Source organism: Novosphingobium arvoryzae (genome assembly GCF_014652615.1).
In the GTDB taxonomy this organism is placed as follows: Bacteria; Pseudomonadota; Alphaproteobacteria; order Sphingomonadales; family Sphingomonadaceae; genus Novosphingobium; species Novosphingobium arvoryzae.
Genome location: NZ_BMZD01000003.1, coordinates 470461 through 487385, shown reverse-complemented (window position 1 = coordinate 487385; position 16925 = coordinate 470461). Strand labels below are relative to the sequence as shown.

The 16925-nt window shown below is 66.4% G+C and carries 18 protein-coding genes; 13 read left to right on the top strand and 5 right to left on the bottom strand.

Annotation, left to right across the window (positions count from 1 at the left end; translation table 11 throughout):
• Window positions 1-3 precede the first annotated feature (3 nt).
• From IE113_RS08765 to IE113_RS08715, 11 genes are read left to right on the top strand one after another with little or no spacing between them, the layout of a single operon-like run.
• Entirely contained in the window at window positions 4-1167 is a 1164-nt protein-coding gene (locus IE113_RS08765) for an acyl-CoA dehydrogenase family protein (RefSeq protein WP_189540519.1), read from the top strand.
• Window positions 1167-2099, top strand: coding sequence for an acyl-CoA dehydrogenase family protein (locus tag IE113_RS08760; RefSeq protein WP_189540517.1), 933 nt, complete (start codon window positions 1167-1169; stop codon window positions 2097-2099). The genes IE113_RS08765 and IE113_RS08760 overlap by 1 nt, the downstream gene beginning before the upstream one ends.
• Before the next feature lie 8 nt (window positions 2100-2107).
• Window positions 2108-3259, top strand: coding sequence for an acetyl-CoA C-acetyltransferase (locus IE113_RS08755; RefSeq protein ID WP_189540515.1), 1152 nt, complete (start codon window positions 2108-2110; stop codon window positions 3257-3259).
• Window positions 3259-4164, top strand: coding sequence for an SDR family oxidoreductase (locus IE113_RS08750; protein WP_189540513.1), 906 nt, complete (start codon window positions 3259-3261; stop codon window positions 4162-4164). The genes IE113_RS08755 and IE113_RS08750 overlap by 1 nt, the downstream gene beginning before the upstream one ends.
• A gap of 1 nt (window position 4165) precedes the next feature.
• Window positions 4166-5224 (top strand): acyl-CoA dehydrogenase family protein, encoded by a 1059-nt coding sequence (locus tag IE113_RS08745; protein WP_189540512.1) that lies wholly within the window; start codon window positions 4166-4168, stop codon window positions 5222-5224.
• Complete coding sequence (locus IE113_RS08740; RefSeq protein WP_189540511.1) at window positions 5221-6399, top strand: acyl-CoA dehydrogenase family protein; 1179 nt, start codon at window positions 5221-5223, stop codon at window positions 6397-6399. Before IE113_RS08745 ends, IE113_RS08740 begins: the two co-directional genes overlap by 4 nt.
• On the top strand, window positions 6399-7181 hold the full coding sequence (locus IE113_RS08735; protein WP_189540510.1) for an SDR family oxidoreductase: 783 nt from the start codon (window positions 6399-6401) through the stop codon (window positions 7179-7181). Before IE113_RS08740 ends, IE113_RS08735 begins: the two co-directional genes overlap by 1 nt.
• Before the next feature lie 2 nt (window positions 7182-7183).
• Entirely contained in the window at window positions 7184-7642 is a 459-nt protein-coding gene (locus IE113_RS08730) for a MaoC family dehydratase (RefSeq protein WP_189540509.1), read from the top strand.
• 5 nt (window positions 7643-7647) lie between these two features.
• Window positions 7648-8022: a nuclear transport factor 2 family protein gene (locus IE113_RS08725; protein ID WP_189540508.1), complete on the top strand. Its 375-nt coding sequence runs from the start codon at window positions 7648-7650 to the stop codon at window positions 8020-8022.
• Window positions 8023-8046: 24 nt separating this feature from the next.
• On the top strand, window positions 8047-9249 hold the full coding sequence (locus IE113_RS08720) for an acetyl-CoA C-acyltransferase (RefSeq protein WP_189540506.1): 1203 nt from the start codon (window positions 8047-8049) through the stop codon (window positions 9247-9249).
• Window positions 9249-10784: a FadD3 family acyl-CoA ligase gene (locus IE113_RS08715; RefSeq protein WP_189540505.1), complete on the top strand. Its 1536-nt coding sequence runs from the start codon at window positions 9249-9251 to the stop codon at window positions 10782-10784. Before IE113_RS08720 ends, IE113_RS08715 begins: the two co-directional genes overlap by 1 nt.
• 4 nt (window positions 10785-10788) lie before the next feature.
• Here IE113_RS08715 and IE113_RS08710 read toward each other — a convergent pair whose 3' ends face one another.
• The 3 genes from IE113_RS08710 to IE113_RS08700 are packed head-to-tail and all read right to left on the bottom strand — an operon-like array spanning window position 10789 to window position 14188.
• A complete protein-coding gene (locus tag IE113_RS08710) occupies window positions 10789-11220 on the bottom strand; it encodes a nuclear transport factor 2 family protein (RefSeq protein WP_189540503.1) in 432 nt (143 codons plus the stop codon).
• Window positions 11217-13349, bottom strand: a complete 2133-nt coding sequence (locus IE113_RS08705; RefSeq protein WP_189540500.1) for an oxidoreductase — start codon at window positions 13347-13349, stop codon at window positions 11217-11219. Before IE113_RS08705 ends, IE113_RS08710 begins: the two co-directional genes overlap by 4 nt.
• Window positions 13346-14188 carry a sugar phosphate isomerase/epimerase family protein gene (locus IE113_RS08700; RefSeq protein WP_189540498.1) on the bottom strand — a complete coding sequence of 281 codons (843 nt, stop codon included), beginning with the start codon at window positions 14186-14188 and terminating at the stop codon, window positions 13346-13348. Before IE113_RS08700 ends, IE113_RS08705 begins: the two co-directional genes overlap by 4 nt.
• Window positions 14189-14341: 153 nt before the next feature.
• On the opposite strand from IE113_RS08700, the gene IE113_RS08695 reads away from it, so the two are divergent.
• Window positions 14342-14770, top strand: coding sequence for a nuclear transport factor 2 family protein (locus IE113_RS08695; protein ID WP_189540496.1), 429 nt, complete (start codon window positions 14342-14344; stop codon window positions 14768-14770).
• A 20-nt stretch (window positions 14771-14790) separates the two neighbouring features.
• Window positions 14791-15555: an SDR family NAD(P)-dependent oxidoreductase gene (locus IE113_RS08690; RefSeq protein WP_189540494.1), complete on the top strand. Its 765-nt coding sequence runs from the start codon at window positions 14791-14793 to the stop codon at window positions 15553-15555.
• On the opposite strand, the gene IE113_RS08685 is transcribed toward IE113_RS08690, so the two are convergent.
• A complete protein-coding gene (locus IE113_RS08685) occupies window positions 15542-16096 on the bottom strand; it encodes a nuclear transport factor 2 family protein (RefSeq protein ID WP_229822235.1) in 555 nt (184 codons plus the stop codon). The two genes, IE113_RS08690 and IE113_RS08685, sit on opposite strands and share 14 nt — an antisense overlap.
• Window positions 16089-16859, bottom strand: a complete 771-nt coding sequence (locus IE113_RS08680) for an SDR family NAD(P)-dependent oxidoreductase (RefSeq protein WP_189540492.1) — start codon at window positions 16857-16859, stop codon at window positions 16089-16091. Before IE113_RS08680 ends, IE113_RS08685 begins: the two co-directional genes overlap by 8 nt.
• Window positions 16860-16925: the final 66 nt, after the last annotated feature.

Here is a 16925-nt window from a genome sequence, read left to right as displayed (position 1 = left end):
CTGATGCAGCTGCAATACACTCCTGAACAGCAGGCGTTCCGGGCCGAAGTGCGCGCCTGGATGGAAGCGCACGTGCCGAAGGAACCGCTCGTTACGCTGGAATGCCGCGAAGGCTATGACCAGCACGTCGAGTGGGAGCGCACCCTGGCCAGCGGCAACTGGGGCATGGTCACCTGGCCCGAAGCCTATGGCGGGCGCGGGCTGGACCTGATCCAGTGGCTGATCTTCGAGGAAGAGTATTTCCGTGCTGGCGGTCCCAACCGGGCCAACCAGAACGGCATCTTCCTGCTCGGCCCGACGATCATGGAATTCGGGACCGAGGAGCAGAAGGCCCGGTTCCTGACCCCGATGGCCAAAGGCGAAGTGATCTGGGCGCAGGCCTGGTCCGAACCCGGCGCGGGCAGCGACATGGCGGCGATCCAGTCCAAGGCCGTGCGCGATGGCGATCACTACGTCATCACCGGCCAGAAGACCTGGTCAAGCCGCGCGGCCTTTGCCGACTGGGGCTTTGGCATTTTCCGCACCGACCCGGACAGCAAGCGGCACAAGGGGCTGACCTTCATCCTGTTCGACATGAACAGCCCCGGCATTACCCGCCGTCCGATCCGCCAGCTGCACGGCGATACCGGCTTTGCCGAACTGTTCTTCGATGAAGTGCGCGTACCGGTGGAAAACTGCCTGGCGGGCGAAGGGCAGGGCTGGAACGTGGCGATGGCGACTGCCGGGTTCGAACGCGGGCTGATGCTGCGCTCGCCCGGACGGTTTCAGGCGACGGCGAAGCGGCTGGTCGAACTCTATCGCCAGCACGCCGACCATGCCGCGCCGTCGGCGCGCGAGGCCGTGGTGCAGGCGTGGGGCGCGGCGCAGGCCTATGCCTATAACACCTATGCCGTGGCGGCGAAGATCATGGCCGGGGGCAAGATCGGAGCGGAGGCCAGCCTCAACAAGATCTTCTGGTCCGAACTCGACCGCTCGATGCACCGCACCGCGATGCAATTGCTGGGCGCGGCGGCAGAGCTGAAGCGGTTTGACGATGGCCGCATCAACCAGTGGCTCGAAGGCTACATCTTCTCGCTCTCCGGCCCGATCTATGCCGGCTCGAACGAGGTGCAACGCAACATCACGGCCGAACGCCTGCTCGGCCTTCCTCGCGTGGGAGCGGGCTGATGGATTTCCGGTTTTCCGAAGACCAGCTGACGCTGGCAGAGGGCGTGCGCGATTACCTGACGGGGACGCACGGCCCCGAAGTCTTGCGGCGACTGGACGAAGCGGGTCCGCGCGATCCGGCGATCTGGCAGGGTCTGGTCGACATGGGCCTGACCGGGCTGCTCGTGCCGGAAGAGCATGGCGGCCTTGGCATGGGACTGGTCGAAGCCGCGCTGATCGCGGCGGAATGCGGCCGGGCCTGTCTGGCCGAGCCGCTGGTCGATACCGCTTTTGTGGGCGTGCCGTGGCTGCTCTCCCAAGGGCAGACGGACGGTCTGGCCGATGTGGTGGCAGGCACGCGCAAGCTGGCACCGGCTCACGCGATTAACCCGTGGGTTGCCGATGGCGAGGGGGAGGCGCTGGTCAGCGTCGATCCGCTCCGCCAGCTGACGGCGCGACCCGCGACCGTCAGCGATGATCCGCACCTGCTGAACCTCGGCGCACTGATGAGCGCGGCGCAGCTGGTCGGTCTGGCCGATGCGATGCTGCATCAGGCCGTCGAGTACGCCAAGATCCGCACCCAGTTCGGGCAACCGATCGGCGCATTCCAGGGGATCAAGCACCAGCTGGCCAGCTGCTCGGTCGCGATTGAGTTCGCCAAGCCGGTCGTCTGGCGCGCAGCCGCGGCGATGCAGGACGGACTGGACAGCGCCGCTGCCCACGTCAGCCACGCCAAGCTGGCCGCGAGCGACGCGGCGATGCTGACGGCCGAAACCGCGATCCAGGTCCACGGCGCCATGGGCTACACCTATGAGGTCGACCTGCACTTCTGGATGAAGCGCAGTTGGGCGCTGTGCGGCGCCTGGGGCGACCGCGCGTTCCATCTCAAGCGGATCGACGAAGCCGTGCTGGGCGGCTCCCTGCCGATCGGCCCCGAACACACCTTTGCCTGAGGATCACCATGGCTGAAGCATATATTATCGACGCTGTCCGCACGCCCATCGGGCGCAAGAAGGGCAGTCTGGCCGGGCTCCATCCGGCGGACCTTGGCGCGCATCCGATCAAGGCACTGGTGGAGCGCACCGGGATCGACGCCAACCTTGTCGACGACGTCGTCTGGGGCTGCTGCGACACCATCGGGCCGCAAGCCGGAGACATCGGCCGCACCGTGTGGCTCGTGGCTGGCCTGCCGCAGCATGTGCCGGGCACCACGATTGACCGCCAGTGTGGATCGAGCCAGCAGGCCGTTCACTTCGCCGCGCAAGGCGTGATGAGCGGGACGCAGGATCTCGTCGTCGCGGGTGGCAGTCAGGCGATGAACGCAATCCCCATTTCGGCGGCGATGCTGGCGGCGGAGCCTTACGGCTTTTCCAACCCGTTCAACACCTCGCCCGGCTGGGTCGCGCGCTATGGCGACGGCATCCTGAACCAGATCAATTCGGCCGAGATGATCGCGGCGAAGTGGGGCCTGACCCGCGCCGAGATGGAAGCGTTTGCGGTCGCATCGCACCAGCGCGCGCAGGCGGCGGCGGACAACGGCTGGTTCGCGAACGAGATCGCGCCGATGGCGGAACTGGCCGCCGACGAAACGATCCGCCCGACGACTTCGCTTGAAGGTCTGGCCGGTCTGCGCACCGTGCAGGAAGGCGGGATCATCACCGCGGGGATTTCCAGCCAGAACTGCGATGGCGCGGCCGCGATGCTGGTCGCCAGCGAACGCGCGGTGAAGGAACACAACCTGACGCCGCGTGCGCGCATCCATCACATTTCCGTCCGTGCGGACGACCCGGTGTGGATGCTGACCGCGCCGATCCCCGCGACCGAGTATGCGCTGAAGAAGGCGGGCATGACCGTTGCCGACATCGACCTGTTCGAATGCAACGAAGCGTTCGCATCCGTGCCGATGGCGTGGATGAAAGAACTGGGCATCCCGCACGAGAAGGTCAACATCCACGGCGGCGCGATCGCCCTGGGCCATCCGCTTGGCGCGACCGGCGCTCGACTGATGACCACCTTGCTCAATGCGCTGGAACGCACCGGCGGGCGCTATGGTCTGCAGACCATGTGCGAAGGCGGCGGTCAGGCCAACGTCACGATTATCGAGAGGCTGTAATGGGTATTTGCGAAAATCGCACCGTCATCATCACCGGTGCCGCCCGCGGGCTGGGCCGCGCCTATGCGCTGGCCTTTGCGGCCGAGGGCGCGAACGTGGTGGTCAACGACATTGGCACCTCGCTGAACGGCGAAGGGCGCGATACCAGCGCCGCCGATGGCGTTGTTGCTGAAATCATTGCCGCTGGCGGCAAGGCCATCGCCAACTACGAAGACATCACCGACTGGGATGCGGCCAAGCGCATCGTTGACGCCGCCGTGGCCGCGTTCGGCGACTTGCACGTGGTGGTCAACAATGCCGGGATCGTGCGCGACCGGATGTTCGTGTCTGCCACGCTGGAAGAGTGGGATGCGACCATGCACGTCCACCTGCGCGGGCATTTCTGCCTGTCGCGGCACGCCGTGGATTACTGGCGCGCCAAGCAGAAGGCCGGGACCAACCCCGATGCGCGGATCATCAACACCTCGTCCGGGGCAGGGCTGCAAGGCTCTATCGCGCAGGCCGCCTATTCGACGGCCAAGGGCGGGATCGCCTCGCTGACGCTGGTCCAGGCCGCTGAACTGGGGCGCTATGGCATCACTGCCAACGCGCTCGCCCCGTCGGCCCGCACCCGCATGACCGAACAGGCCTTTGCCGACAAGATGGCGACCGAAGGCCAGGTGTTTGACGTGATGGACCCGGCGAATATTGCGCCGACCGTTGTCTGGCTGGGCAGTGGCGAAAGCGCCGACGTGACCGGCTGCGTATTCGAACTCGAAGGCGGCAAGATCATGCTGGAAGACGGCTGGCGCGAAGGTCCGATGGTGGACAAGGGCGCGCAGTGGGCACCGGCCGAAGTCGGCGCTGCGGTTGAAAAGTTGCTGGCGACCCGTGTGCCGCCGCGCAAGGTGTGGGGGACCGCCTGACATGGAATTCGTATTTACCGACGAACAGGCGATGATCGCGGAAACCGCGCGCGCCTTCTTCACCGAAAACGCCACGTCCGAGCGCACGCGCAAGGCGATGGCGGCGGACGGTATCGATGCCGAGCTGTGGACCGCGTTCTGCCAGGAACTGGGCCTGTCGGGCATCGGTATCCCGGAAAGCGCGGGCGGAGCCGGGCTGGGGCTGGTCGAGCTGGCAATCATCGCCGAAGCAGCGGGCGCGCAAGTGGCGGCCCTGCCGATGCTGGGCTCTCTGGCCATGGCGGCGCAGGCCATTGCGGCTGGCGGGACGCCTGAGCAGCAGGCCGAATGGCTGCCCCGGCTGCTTTCGGGCGAAGTCGTTGCTGGCTATGTCCATGATGCGGCTCTGGCCGCCAATGGCGATGTGCTGACCGGTGGGGACCGGTTCGTCGCCCACGGCGCTTCGGCGCAAGTCTTCGTGGTGACCAGCAATACCGGCGCGTGGATTGTTCCGGTCGATGCGGCTGGCCTTGCCGTCACGGCGCAGACCACGATGGACCAGACGCGTCCCTATGCGCAAGTGGCACTGGCCGGTGTGCAGGGCGCGCCGCTGGGCAATCCGGCCGCCGCAATCGAAGCCGCGCACCGTGCAGGCTTCGTTACCGTGGCGGCGGAAGCACTGGGCGGGGCGCAGGCTGCGCTGGACCGCACCGTGGGCTACGCCAAGGAGCGTGTCCAGTTCGGCCGCGCGATCGGTTCGTTCCAGGCTTACAAGCACCGCCTGGCTGACATGATGATCGAAATCGAGCAGGCCCGCTCTGCCGTTTACTGGGCAGCCTGCGCGGTGGACGAGGGCTCGGACGAGGCCGAACTTGCGGTCCATTCGGCCAAGAGCTTTGCCGCCGACACGTACTTCATGTGCGCGGGCAACATGATCCAGCTGCACGGCGGGATCGGCTTCACGTGGGAGCATGACGCCCACCTCTATTTCAAACGCGCCCGCGCGATCCAGTCGATGCTGGGCAGCGGGAACTGGCACCGTGAGCGGATTGCCAGCATGATTCTGGGAGACGCCGCATGAAGCTGGGCTTTTCGCGCGAGGACGAGCTGTTCCGGGCCGAATGCGCCGACTGGCTGAATGGCCAGATGGCTGGCGAGTTCAAGGACATCAAGGGCATCACCAAGCTGACTGCCTGCCCCGAACGCCGCAAGGAATGGGAACAGCAACTGGCCGCTTACAAGTGGTCGTGCATCGGCTGGCCCGAGGAATGGGGTGGCCGCAACGCCAGCCTGGCCCATCAGGTGATCTTTGCCGAGGAATATGCGCGCGCCGGGGTTCCGGGCCGCGTCAATCACATCGGCGTCGAACTGGCCGGTCCGACCATTCTGGCATTCGGCACCGAAGCGCAGAAGCAGCGCTTCCTGCCTGATATCGCGGCGGGCAAGACCATCTTCTGCCAGGGCTTTTCGGAACCGGGTGCCGGGTCCGACCTCGCTTCGGTCCGCACCAAGGCGCGGCTTGAGGGCGGGGAATGGGTCGTCAACGGCCAGAAGATCTGGACCAGCCTGGCGCACATTTCCGACTGGATCTTCGTCGTTTCCCGTAGCGAGGAAGGGTCGAAGGGGCCCAAGGGCCTGACCTTCCTGATGATGGAAATCGACCAGCCGGGGATCGAGATCCGCGGGATCAAGCAGATCAACGGCGATGCCGAATTCAACGAAACCTTCTTCACCGATGCGCGCTGCCCGGCGGACAGCCTGATTGGCGCGCCGGGTGAAGGCTGGAAGATCGCGATGGGTCTGCTGGCGTTCGAACGCGGCGTTTCCACGCTGGGCCAGCAAATGGGCTTCCGCAACGAGCTGGACGAAATCATCGCGGCGGCCAAGGCGAATGGCGCGGCCAAGGATCCGCTGATCCGTCAGCGTATCGCCAAGGCGGAAATCGGCCTCAACCTGATGCGCTATGGCGCGCTGCGGATGCTGTCGCAGACCGATCATTCCAAGATCGACGGCGCGGCGCTGACCTACAAGATCCAGTGGGCCAGCTGGCGGCGCAACCTGGGCGAACTGGCGATGGACGTGCTGGGGCAGGCTGCCGAAGTGGCCGAAGGGGCAGAGTATGAATGGGACACGCTGCCCAATCTGTTCCTCTACAGCCGCGCCGACACGATCTATGGCGGGACCAACCAGATCCAGCGCAACCTGATCGCCGAGCGCGGTCTGGGCATGCCGCGCGAACCGCGGGGTGACGTCTGATGGCTGCTCCGATCCCGGCTTATCCGCAGGGCCGCAATCTGCTGGCCGGCAAGACTGTGGTTGTGACCGCCTCGGCTGGCACCGGCATCGGCTTCTCCGCTGCCAAGCGTGCGGTGGAAGAAGGCGCGACCGTGCTGATGAGCGACTTCCATGAGCGCCGGCTGGGCGAAGCTGCCGACCGGATCGCCGCCGAATGCGGCCAGCGCCCGGCGACCTTCGTGTGCGACGTGACCAGCCAGGACCAGGTCGATGCGCTCCACGCCGCGGCGCTTGCCGAACTGGGCCACGTCGACGTGCTGATCAACAACGCGGGCCTTGGCGGTGAAGTCGATGTGGTCGACATGACCGACGAGCAATGGTTCCGCGTGCTCGACGTCACGCTCAACAGCGTGTTCCGGATGAGCCGCGCGTTCCTTCCCGCGATGTATGCGCGCAAGACCGGGGTGGTCGTCAACAACGCCTCGGTGCTTGGCTGGCGCGCGCAAAAGGGGCAGGCCCATTATGCTGCCGCGAAGGCGGGCGTGATGGCGTTCACCCGCTGCTCGGCGGTGGAGGCGGCCGAGCACAATGTGCGGATCAACGCGGTTGCTCCGTCGATCGCGATGCACGCGTTCCTGGCCAAGGTGACCACCGATGACCTGCTGGCCGAACTGTCGGCCAAGGAAGCCTTCGGGCGTCCGGCCGAAGTCTGGGAAGTCGCCAACGTGATGATGTTCCTGGCCTCCGACCTGTCGTCCTACATGACCGGCGAAGTGCTGTCGGTTTCCAGCCAGCGGGCCTGACCATGACCAAGATCTATGCATCCCCGCGCGACCTGATCGGGCAAGAGGGCACCGTCCTTGGCCCGACCGAGTGGCTGGCCATCGAGCAGGACCGGGTCAACGGCTTTGCCGAAGTGACCGGCGATCACCAGTGGATCCACGTCGATGTGGAGCGCGCGAAGGAGGGGCCGTTCGGCGGCACCATCGCCCATGGCTATCTGACGATGAGCCTGGTGAACTACTTCCTGCCAGACCTGATCGAGGTGCGCGGCTTTACCCATGCGGTGAACGTCGGGGCAGACCGCCTGCGCTTCCTCGCACCCGTAAAGGTCGGCAGCCGCATTCGCGGCGTAGGCGAGATCGTCGGCGTCGAGGAAGTGAAGGGTGCGATCCAGTCGGTTGTGCGCGTCACGGTCGAGATCGAGGGCAGCGAAAAGCCGGCTTGCGTGGTCGATACCATCAGCCGCTATTTCCCGGAGTAAGCATGATGGCCACGCCTGAACAGATGGAAGCCGCGGTTCTCGCCTATGTCGCCGCCTTTGCGGCCGGCGATCCGGAGCAGGCCGTGGCGATCTTTGCCGAGGATGCCGTGGTGGAAGACCCGGTTGGTACCCCGCCCAAGGTGGGCCATGCGGCGATCCGCGAATTCTACCAGGCATCGATGGCCACCGGCGCGAAGCTGGTGCTCGACGGCCCGATCCGCCTTGCGGAAGGCCACGCCGCATTTGCGTTCCATGTGCCGCTTCATTTTGACGGCAAGGACATGGAAATCCACGTGATCGATACCTTCGCGTTCAATGCCGATGGCAAGGTGCGCGAAATGCGGGCCTTTTTCGGCCCCGGCAACATGATTGCCAAGTGAACCCGTTTGCCAAGGAACCAGACCATGCGTGATGCCGCCATCGTTTCCACTGCCCGTACCGGGATCGGCAAAGCCTATCGCGGGGCGTTCAACGACACCGAGGCCCCCGTGCTGTCGGCCCATGTCGTCGATGCCGCGCTGGAGCGCGCGGGCATCGATCCGGCCCGCGTGGATGACGTGTACCTGGGTTGCGGGAACCACTGGAACACGCAGAGCTATAATCTGGGTCGCCTGACGGTCCATGCGTCGAAGCTGCCCAACACCACCAGCGGCTTCACGCTGGACCGCAAGTGCTCGTCGGGCCTCAACGCCATTGCACTCGCCGCGCGGGCGATCCGTTGCGACGAGGTCGATGTGGCCGTGGCGGGCGGGGTCGAGACGATCTCGATGACGCTCAACAAGTTCGCGCCCGCGTGGCGCAACCGCTCGAAGGCGGTGATCGCGGCTGATCCCTATGCCTACATGGCGATGATCGAGACGGCGGAAATCGTGGCCGAGCGTTATGGCATCAGCCGTGAGGACCAGGACGCCTTCTCCGCGCTCAGCCAGCAGCGTGCGGGCGCGGCGCAGGCGGCGGGCCGGTTCGATACCGAAATCGCGGCCATCACCGTCGAAAAGTCGCTCAAGGACAAGGAAGGCAACGAAACCGGCCGCGAAACCGTCACCGTGACCGCCGACGAGGGCGTGCGCGGCGACACGACGGCCGAGGGTCTGTCGAGCCTGCGCCCGGTGTTCAAGGACGGCATGGTCATCAAGGAAGGCCGCCACATTACGGCCGGCAACGCCTCGCAGCTGTCGGATGGCGCGTCGGCGCAGGTGATCATGGATCTCGATACCGCGCAGAAGGAAGGCCTGCCGGTGCTGGGCATCTATCGCGGTTTCCAGGTTGCCGGGTGTGAGCCGGATGAAATGGGCGTCGGCCCGGTTTTCGCGATCCCCAAGCTGCTAGATCGTGCGGGCTTGTCGATTGACGATATCGGCCTGTTTGAAATCAACGAAGCCTTCGCAAGCCAGGCGATCTATTGTCAGCGCAAGCTGGGGATCGATCCCGACAAGCTGAACGTCAACGGCGGCGGCATCGCGCTGGGCCATCCCTTTGGCATGACCGGGAGCCGCCTGGTCGGCCACGCCCTGATCGAAGGCAAGCGCCGCGGCGTGAAGTATGTCGTCATCTCCATGTGCGTCGCGGGCGGCATGGGCGCGGCTGGTCTGTTCGAGGTCGCCTGATGCTCAGTCCGCTGCCCGCGACGATTCCCCACGCAGCCGAAGCCGCCGCGCGGACCTGGCCCGATGCCCCCGCGGTAATCGAGGGCGGGGAAACGTGGACTTTTGCGCAGCTGTGGGAGCAATCCCGGGCCGGAGCCTCCGCGCTGCTGGCGCGGGGCATCGGGTCGGGAGACCGGGTGGCGGTCTGGGCGCCGAACTGCCGTGAATGGATCGTCGCGGCGCTGGCGGCGATGAGCGTCGGCGCGGCGGTGGTGACGCTCAACACCCGACTGAAGGGTCGCGAGGCCGGGGATATCCTGCGCCGCACCCATGCCAAGCTGCTGTTCACGGTGACCGGGTTCCTTGGGATCGACTACCGGGCGCTGCTGGCGGATGAGGATCTGCCGGACCTGCGTGAAACGGTCATGCTGGACACGCAGTTCGCGGCCTTCCTCGCCAGCGGCCAGGGCGCGGCCGATCTGGCAGTCGATGCGGCCCTTGCCGGCATCGATGCGGACACCATCAGCGATATCCTGTTCACCAGCGGCACCACCGGCAGCCCCAAGGGCGTGCTGATGACGCATGGCCGCGTGCTGCCGCAGTGCGCGGTGTGGATCGGCAACACCGGACTGGCGTTCGGCGAGCGCTACCTGATCGCCAATCCGTTCTTCCATTCGTTCGGGATGAAGGTGGGCTGGGTGGCCTGCCTGTTGTCGGGCGCAGTGGCCGTGCCGATGGCGCAGTTCGACGTGCGACAGGCGATTGACCTGATTGAGCGGGAGAAGATCAACTTCTTCCCCGGGCCACCGACCGTGTTCCAGATGCTGCTGACCGAGCTGGAAAAGGCTCCGTTCGACACCTCTTCCCTGCGCGGCGGAACGACGGGCGCGGCCACCGTGCCGCCAGTGCTGGTGGAGCGCATCCGCAGCGAACTGGGCATCCGCGACATCATCACCGCCTATGGCATGACCGAATGCGTCAACATCACCGGCTGCCGCCCCGGCGATCCGGTGGAGCTGATCGCGCAGACCTGTGGCGCGGCCATTCCCGGCAATGAAGTGATCATTGCCGATGCCGAGGGCCGCGAAGTGCCGCGCGGCGAGGCCGGGGAAATCCTGGTGCGCGGGCAGGGCGTGATGCTGGGCTACCTGGACGATCCGGAGGCGACGGCGGAAGCGATCGACGCTGACGGCTGGCTCCACACCGGCGATGTCGGGACGATGGACGAGGCCGGATACGTGCGGATCACCGACCGCATGAAGGACCTGTATATCTCCGGCGGCTTCAACGTCTATCCGGCCGAAGTTGAGAAGCTGCTGGCGGTCCATCCGGCGATTGCCATGGTCGCGGTGGTCGGCGTGCCGGACGAGCGCATGGGCGAAGTCGGCAAGGCCTATGTCGTGCTGCGCCCCGGTGCGGCCGCGACCGAGGCCGAACTAATCGGCTGGAGCCGCGAGAACATGGCCAACTACAAGGTGCCGCGCAGCTTTGCCTTCGTCGAGGATCTGCCCCGCAATGCCAGCGGCAAGGTGCTGAAAACCGAACTGCGCGGGTAAAGCGTTACCCGCCAAACACCGCAAAACTGCCAATGTGCGCGCGGTTCAGCTTGGTACGGTGGGCCAGTTTCCATGTGCCGGCGATGCAGCGCCACTCGTCGTGATAGTCGCCCAGTGTGGCGAAGGTAATGTCCTGCTGTCCGGCTGGGCCAAGGTGCATGTCACTGACGTAGCAGCGGCTGCTGGCCCGGTCGCCGTCCACTTCGACGAGCAGGTTGCCCAGCAGGTGCTGCGTGGGGCCGCATGCATCCAGATAGCTGCGGATCAGGCCGATGATGGCGGCCGGGCCGGTGAGTGGCCCGGTGCCCAGTTCGGCGGTTGCGTCTTCGGTCAGCTCCGCCGCCAGCCCATCCCAGTCGCGCGCGTCCATGGCGCGCGCGATCCGGGTGAGGGCGCGGGCGATGGCCCGCTCTGCCAGCAGCAGGTCGAGGCTCAAGCCGCGACCCCGGCAATTGCCCGCACCGCCGCGCGGGCGCCGTGCATGGCACCTTCGATGTAACCGACGCCGGTGGCATCGCCGATCGGGTGGACCCGGAATCCCGCTGCGCTCAGCGTGTCCGCCAGCTTCAGGTCGCCCGCCGCGCCCTTGGCGACGATCACGTTGTCGGCCGGCACGGTCTGCACATTGCCCTGCATGTCCGTGAACGTGACCTCTTTCGGCCCGATGGTCACCGCGCTGGCGCCACCATGCAGGCCGACGCCGTGTTCGGCCAGTTCGGTCAGGATGCGCATGCGCCGCACCAGCGTCAGCCCCTTGCCCAGACGCGGGGCTTCCTCGATCACGTTCACGGTGCGGCCACGCTCGGCCAGGAACTCGGCGAGTTCGATGCCGACTAGTTCGCCGCCGATGATGGCGATGTTGTCACCCAGCGGCATCCACGCATGGGTGGCCTTGCGCACTAGCGCCAGATTGGCGGTTGCCCCGGTCGCCGCGCCGACCTTGGTGGCGAGGCGGGTGAACAGGCCGGTCTTGCGCTTCAGTTCTTCAGAGCTTTCGCCCAGCATCATCCGGCGCATGTCGTCGCCAGAGAACACGTGCGCCAATTCGCCGCCCGGAATCTCAGGCATGCCGCGGATGGCGCCAGTCGCCACGATCACGTCGTCGACGTTCAGGCTGCGCAGCAATTCGGACGTGGCCGTGGTGGACAGGCGCACGTCGATGTCCGCTTCGGCCACTTCCTGGCGCAGCCAGTCCAGCAGGCGTTCGTTGGCGGGATAGGCCAGGCTGGCGAAGCGGAGCGTGCCGCCCAGGCGTTCGCTCTGTTCGATCAGCGTCACCTTGTGGCCCAGCGCGGCCAGACGCCGGGCGCTTTCCATGCCGCCCGGACCGCCGCCGATCACGGCCACGCGTTTGGGCGCGGCAGCCTTCAGTTCAGCCGGTTCATGTTCGAAGCTGAGGTCCGGGTTGACCGCGCAGCGCGCTCCGCCGCCCATGTAGATCGCGCTGATGCAGGTGTAGCAATAGACGCAGGGGCGCACCTTGTCCGGGTTGCCCGCCAGCAGCTTGTTGGGCAGCGCCGGGTCAGCCAGCAGCTTGCGGCCCATTGCCACGAAATCCAGCTCGCCCGAACCAATGGCCTTGTCCGCCGTCTCCGGCTCGACCCGGCCCGATCCGATCACCGGGATGCTGACTGCGCTGCGCATCTCTGCCGTGGCGGGCAGGTTGAAGCTTTCCACGTGCGGGGTGTGCGATTCCGAATGGAGCGCGCCCTTGCCGGTTTCGTGATAGGTGGTGACGGTGATGGCGTCGGCCCCGGCGGCTTCCAGCATGCGGGCAGCGGCCTTGCTGTCCTCGATCGTGATGCCGTCCTTGCCGATCTCGCGCGAGTCCAGCTTGACCCATACCGGATAGTCAGCCCCCACTTCGGCGCGGACCGCCGCCAATACTTCCAGCAACAGCCGCAGGCGATTTTCCAGCGGGCCGCCGTACTGGTCGGTGCGCTTGTTGGTATAGGGCGAGACGAAGCTGGACAGCAGATAGCCATGCCCGGCGTGAATCTCCAGCCCATCGAACCCGGCGGCCTTGGCCCGGCGCGCGCCAGCGCCGAACTGGGCGACGACCAGATCGATGTCGGCCTGTTCGAGCACCTTGATTTCCGGCGGCTTCATGCCCGCCATCCCGGCCAGCTCTTCCATCAGGAAATGCTCGGTGAAGTTGCCCTTGGGGGCGGGGGGCAGGCTGGGCGCCCAGAGCGGGTGACCATAGCGTGCATGCGAGTAACCCGCGACCAGCCCGCCGTGGTGCAGCTGCACCGCGATTTTCGCGCCGTGGGCATGGACCCGGTCGGTAAGCGCCTTGAGGCCGGGAATGAACTTGTCATCCGAAATCGCGGTCTGCTGCCACGCCACCTGGCCGACCGGCCAGGCCACCCCGGCCACGCCCGAAATGATCAGGCCCGCGCCGCCGCGCGCCTGCTCCTCGTGATAGGCAATCAGCTGTTCGCCAACGGTGCCATCATCTTCCGACAGGCTGACGCCCATTGCCGTCACGGCGATGCGGTTCTTCAGCTCCAACGTGCCGATCTTGCCGGGGGAGAGCAGGTGGGGATAGCGGTTCGAGGTCATTGCAGAGCTTCCATGGTCATGTCGGAAAGAGCAAGGCAGGCGTCCAGCGCATCGGCGCAGGCCTGCATTGCGGTGTCGGTGGGCAGGGCATCGATGTCCCTTGCGAAAGCTTCGATGCCGATGGGGCACGTGGTGCCCGTGGCGGACAAGGCCTGCATGAAGCCAAGCCAGGGGATGACCCCGGCCCCGGGGCGCAGGCGATTGGTCATGCCGGCGGTCAGGTCCGCTTCCGGTCCTGCGCTGGCGTCGGACAGCTGGACCGAGAAGATCCGGTCGCCCGGAATCCGCGACAACTGATCCAGCGATGATCCGCTGCGATGGAAGTGCCAGCTGTCGATCATCAGCCCGCCATTGGGGCAATCGGCGCGCTGGATCACTTCCCAGGCCGCCGCGAGCGACGGCACCGCGCCGGTTGGCACAAATTCCAGTGCGATCCGCAGGCCGTAGTCGGCAGCGTGGTGGCAGAGTGTGCCGAAATGGCGGGCGATTTCGGGGAGGGGATCGGATACGCCGAACAGCTCGCTGGCCGAAACGGTCTGCGCGCCCAGCGCGGCGGCAAGCGGCAGCAGGCGATCCGCCGTCTGCCATTTCACTGCCCGCCAGACACCATCGGGCGCGGCGGCGTGGGCGGGCAGCCAGTTGCCGATCATCTCCACTTCGGTAACCACCAGACCGGCAGCGTTCACCTGTTGCCGGACCGCGTCCAGCTCCATCCCGCGCACGTCGCTGGGCCAGATCGAAATGGCGGTAAATCCGGCCGCGCGGGCAGGGGCAAGCCGCTCCAGCACCGGGGTGTGGAGCCGGGATCCCGCATAGAGCACGCGGTGCCGCCCGTTCATGTCCGCCAGCGTTCCTTCCCTTGCCAGGTGGCCGTTGCCACCGGGGCCAGACCATGACTAAGCATCATGCGAGAGGCGGTGCAATCCGCAGTCCGGGCCGGGTGGCACACATTCGGCCACAGTCTGCATCAAGCCCAGGAAAGGGGCGCGTCCATGCTTGCCGAAACCGCGATTGCCAACCTGCTCTACACGTATGCCGAACGCTTTGACGCGGGCGATTTCGAAGGCGCGGCAGCCTTGTTTGACCGGGCGACGATCATCCTCGCGGGTGGGCGCGCAACCGATGGGGCGGAATTGCTGGGCATCTGGCGCACCCGGATCGTGCTCTATCCCTGCGGTACTCCGCGCTCGAAGCACGTCATCACCAATCCGATTTTCGCGGTGGACGAGTCTGGCGGCACGGCGACCTGCCGATCGTATTACACCGTGCTGCAACAGCTGGACGGCCAACCGATCCAGGTCATTGCAGCGGGGCGGTATCATGACGCCTTTCGGCGCCATGGCGGCGAGTGGCACTTTGCCAGCCGGGATTACAGCCATTTCGACATGGCGGGCGACCTGACCGGCCACTTGCTGGGATAAACGACAACACGGAGGGGACGATGACGGAACGAATGCAGGGCAAGGCGATCCTGATCGTCGGGGCGGGCACCGGGATCGGCGCGGCAACGGCGCGGCGGCTGGTGCGCGAAGGCGCCAGGGTTTGCGTTGCCGACATCAACCTGGCGGCGGCGCGCGGGGTCGCCGCCGAACTCGGCGCGGCGGCGCATGCGGTGGCCATCGACATTGCCGACGAGGGTGCGGTGCAGACCGCCTTTGCTGATGCGACCGCCTGGCTGGGGCGGCTTGACGGGGTGCACGTCAACGCGGCCGATCTGCGCGTCATTTTCGAGGATACCGACGCGCTCGATCTGGATCTGGCCGTGTTCGACCGCACCCTTGCAGTCAACTTGCGTGGGCACCTGCTGTGCACCCGCGCGGCCCTGCCGCACCTGCTGGCGGCCGGGGGCGGGGCGCTGGTCTACACGAGTTCCGGGGCATCCCATGCCGGCGATGGCCAGCGTCCGGCCTATGCCGCATCGAAGAGCGGGCTCAACGCCCTGATGCGCCATGTCGCAACGCGCTGGGGCAGTGCGGGCATTCGCGCGAACTGCGTGGCGCCGGGGTTCGTGATGACGCCAGAGATGATCGCGGGCGGGCAGGTTCCGCAGGCCCTGATCGACGGTTACCTGGCGCGCGCCCCCAGCACGCGCGTGGGGTGTGCGGACGATATTGCGGCGATGGTGGCGCTGTTGCTGTCGGGCGATGGGGCCTGGGTCAACGGCCAGGTCATTCACGTCAACGGCGGATCGCTCATGCCCGCGTAAGCCGGTCTGCCGCGAACAGCCGCAGGCGCGCATAGATCGGGTCGGTGCGCCCCGGCTGACCGGTGGCAAGGCCCTGCTCGATGCCGGGACCATCGCCGCGCTGGACCGGGCGGTCCTCCAGCCAGTCCAGCACGAGCGAGCGGTGCTGGAATTTCCACACCCCATCGGCCTTGCGATAGCGGTCGAGGTAGCGGCCGTGGGCGATAACCTCGCGGCTTCCATCGGCCGTGCGGTGATAGGCCGTGCTTGCCAGCTCGCCTTCCGCCAGGTCGCCCGCGATCAGGAACTGCATCGCGGTGATCGTGTGCGCCGTCAGCTGCCAGTTGGCCAGCATCGCGGGCAGCCAGGCGACGTATTCGTCGGGCGAGCCGATGAACATCGGGCTGTGGTCGTCCACCGCATCGTCGTGATAGAGGCTGCGCACCAGCGCCAGGTCGTGCCGGTCGATGGCATGGCAATAGGTCCAGACCAGCTTTTGCAGCGCCATCCGGTCCAGCGCCTCGGCCAGTTCCATCGGCGCGGGAGTCAGGCTGTCAGACACCGAACCCGCCCGAAACCGAGATCGTCTGCCCGGTCACGTAACCGGCCTTGGCCGAGGCAAAGAACACCGCTGCCGCGCCGATGTCCGCGGCCTGTCCCCAGCGGCGCAGGCACAGCAGCTTGTGCGTTTCCTCCACCCATTTTTCGTCGAAAACGCCTTGTGCGGAGAGTTCATGGAACATGCCCGCGTCGATCACGCCGACCAGCACGGAATTGGCGCGAATGTTGTATTCGCCTTCCTCCTTGGCGATACCCTTGATCAGGGCTTCGTTCGCGGCCTTGGGGACGACCGACAGGCCATCCAGTTTCGGAAACCAGTCATGCCCGGCCGAGCCGAGGTGAACGAAACTGCCGCCGCCTTGCTCGCGCATGTGCGGGATCAGCGCGCGGGTGGCGTTGTAGAAGCCGAAGACCTCGACCTCCATCGCATTGCGGAACTGGTCCTCGCTCCATTCCGCCAGCGGGGTCTGCGCAACCAGCGGTCCGGCGCCCCAGACCATCGAATGAACACGGCCATGCTGCGCAGCAATTTCCGCAACAACACCGTCCACGGCCGCGCGGTCGCGCACGTCGACCTGGTGGATCGTGGCGTTCACGCCCAGCGCGCGGATCGCATCGGCCGTGCGCTGGGCGACGTCCTGCTTGGAGCGATAGCAGATCGCCACATCGCTGCCCGCGCGGCCGAATTCCAGCGCCACGCCCTGGCCGATCCCGCCGCTGCCGCCAAACACCACGCACGCCCCTGCCGGAAAGTCGCCTGCCATCACCGTCTCCCACCTTATCCTGTCTGTCCCCGGCAGTGTGCCAGAGCGGAAGGCGGTGAACATAAC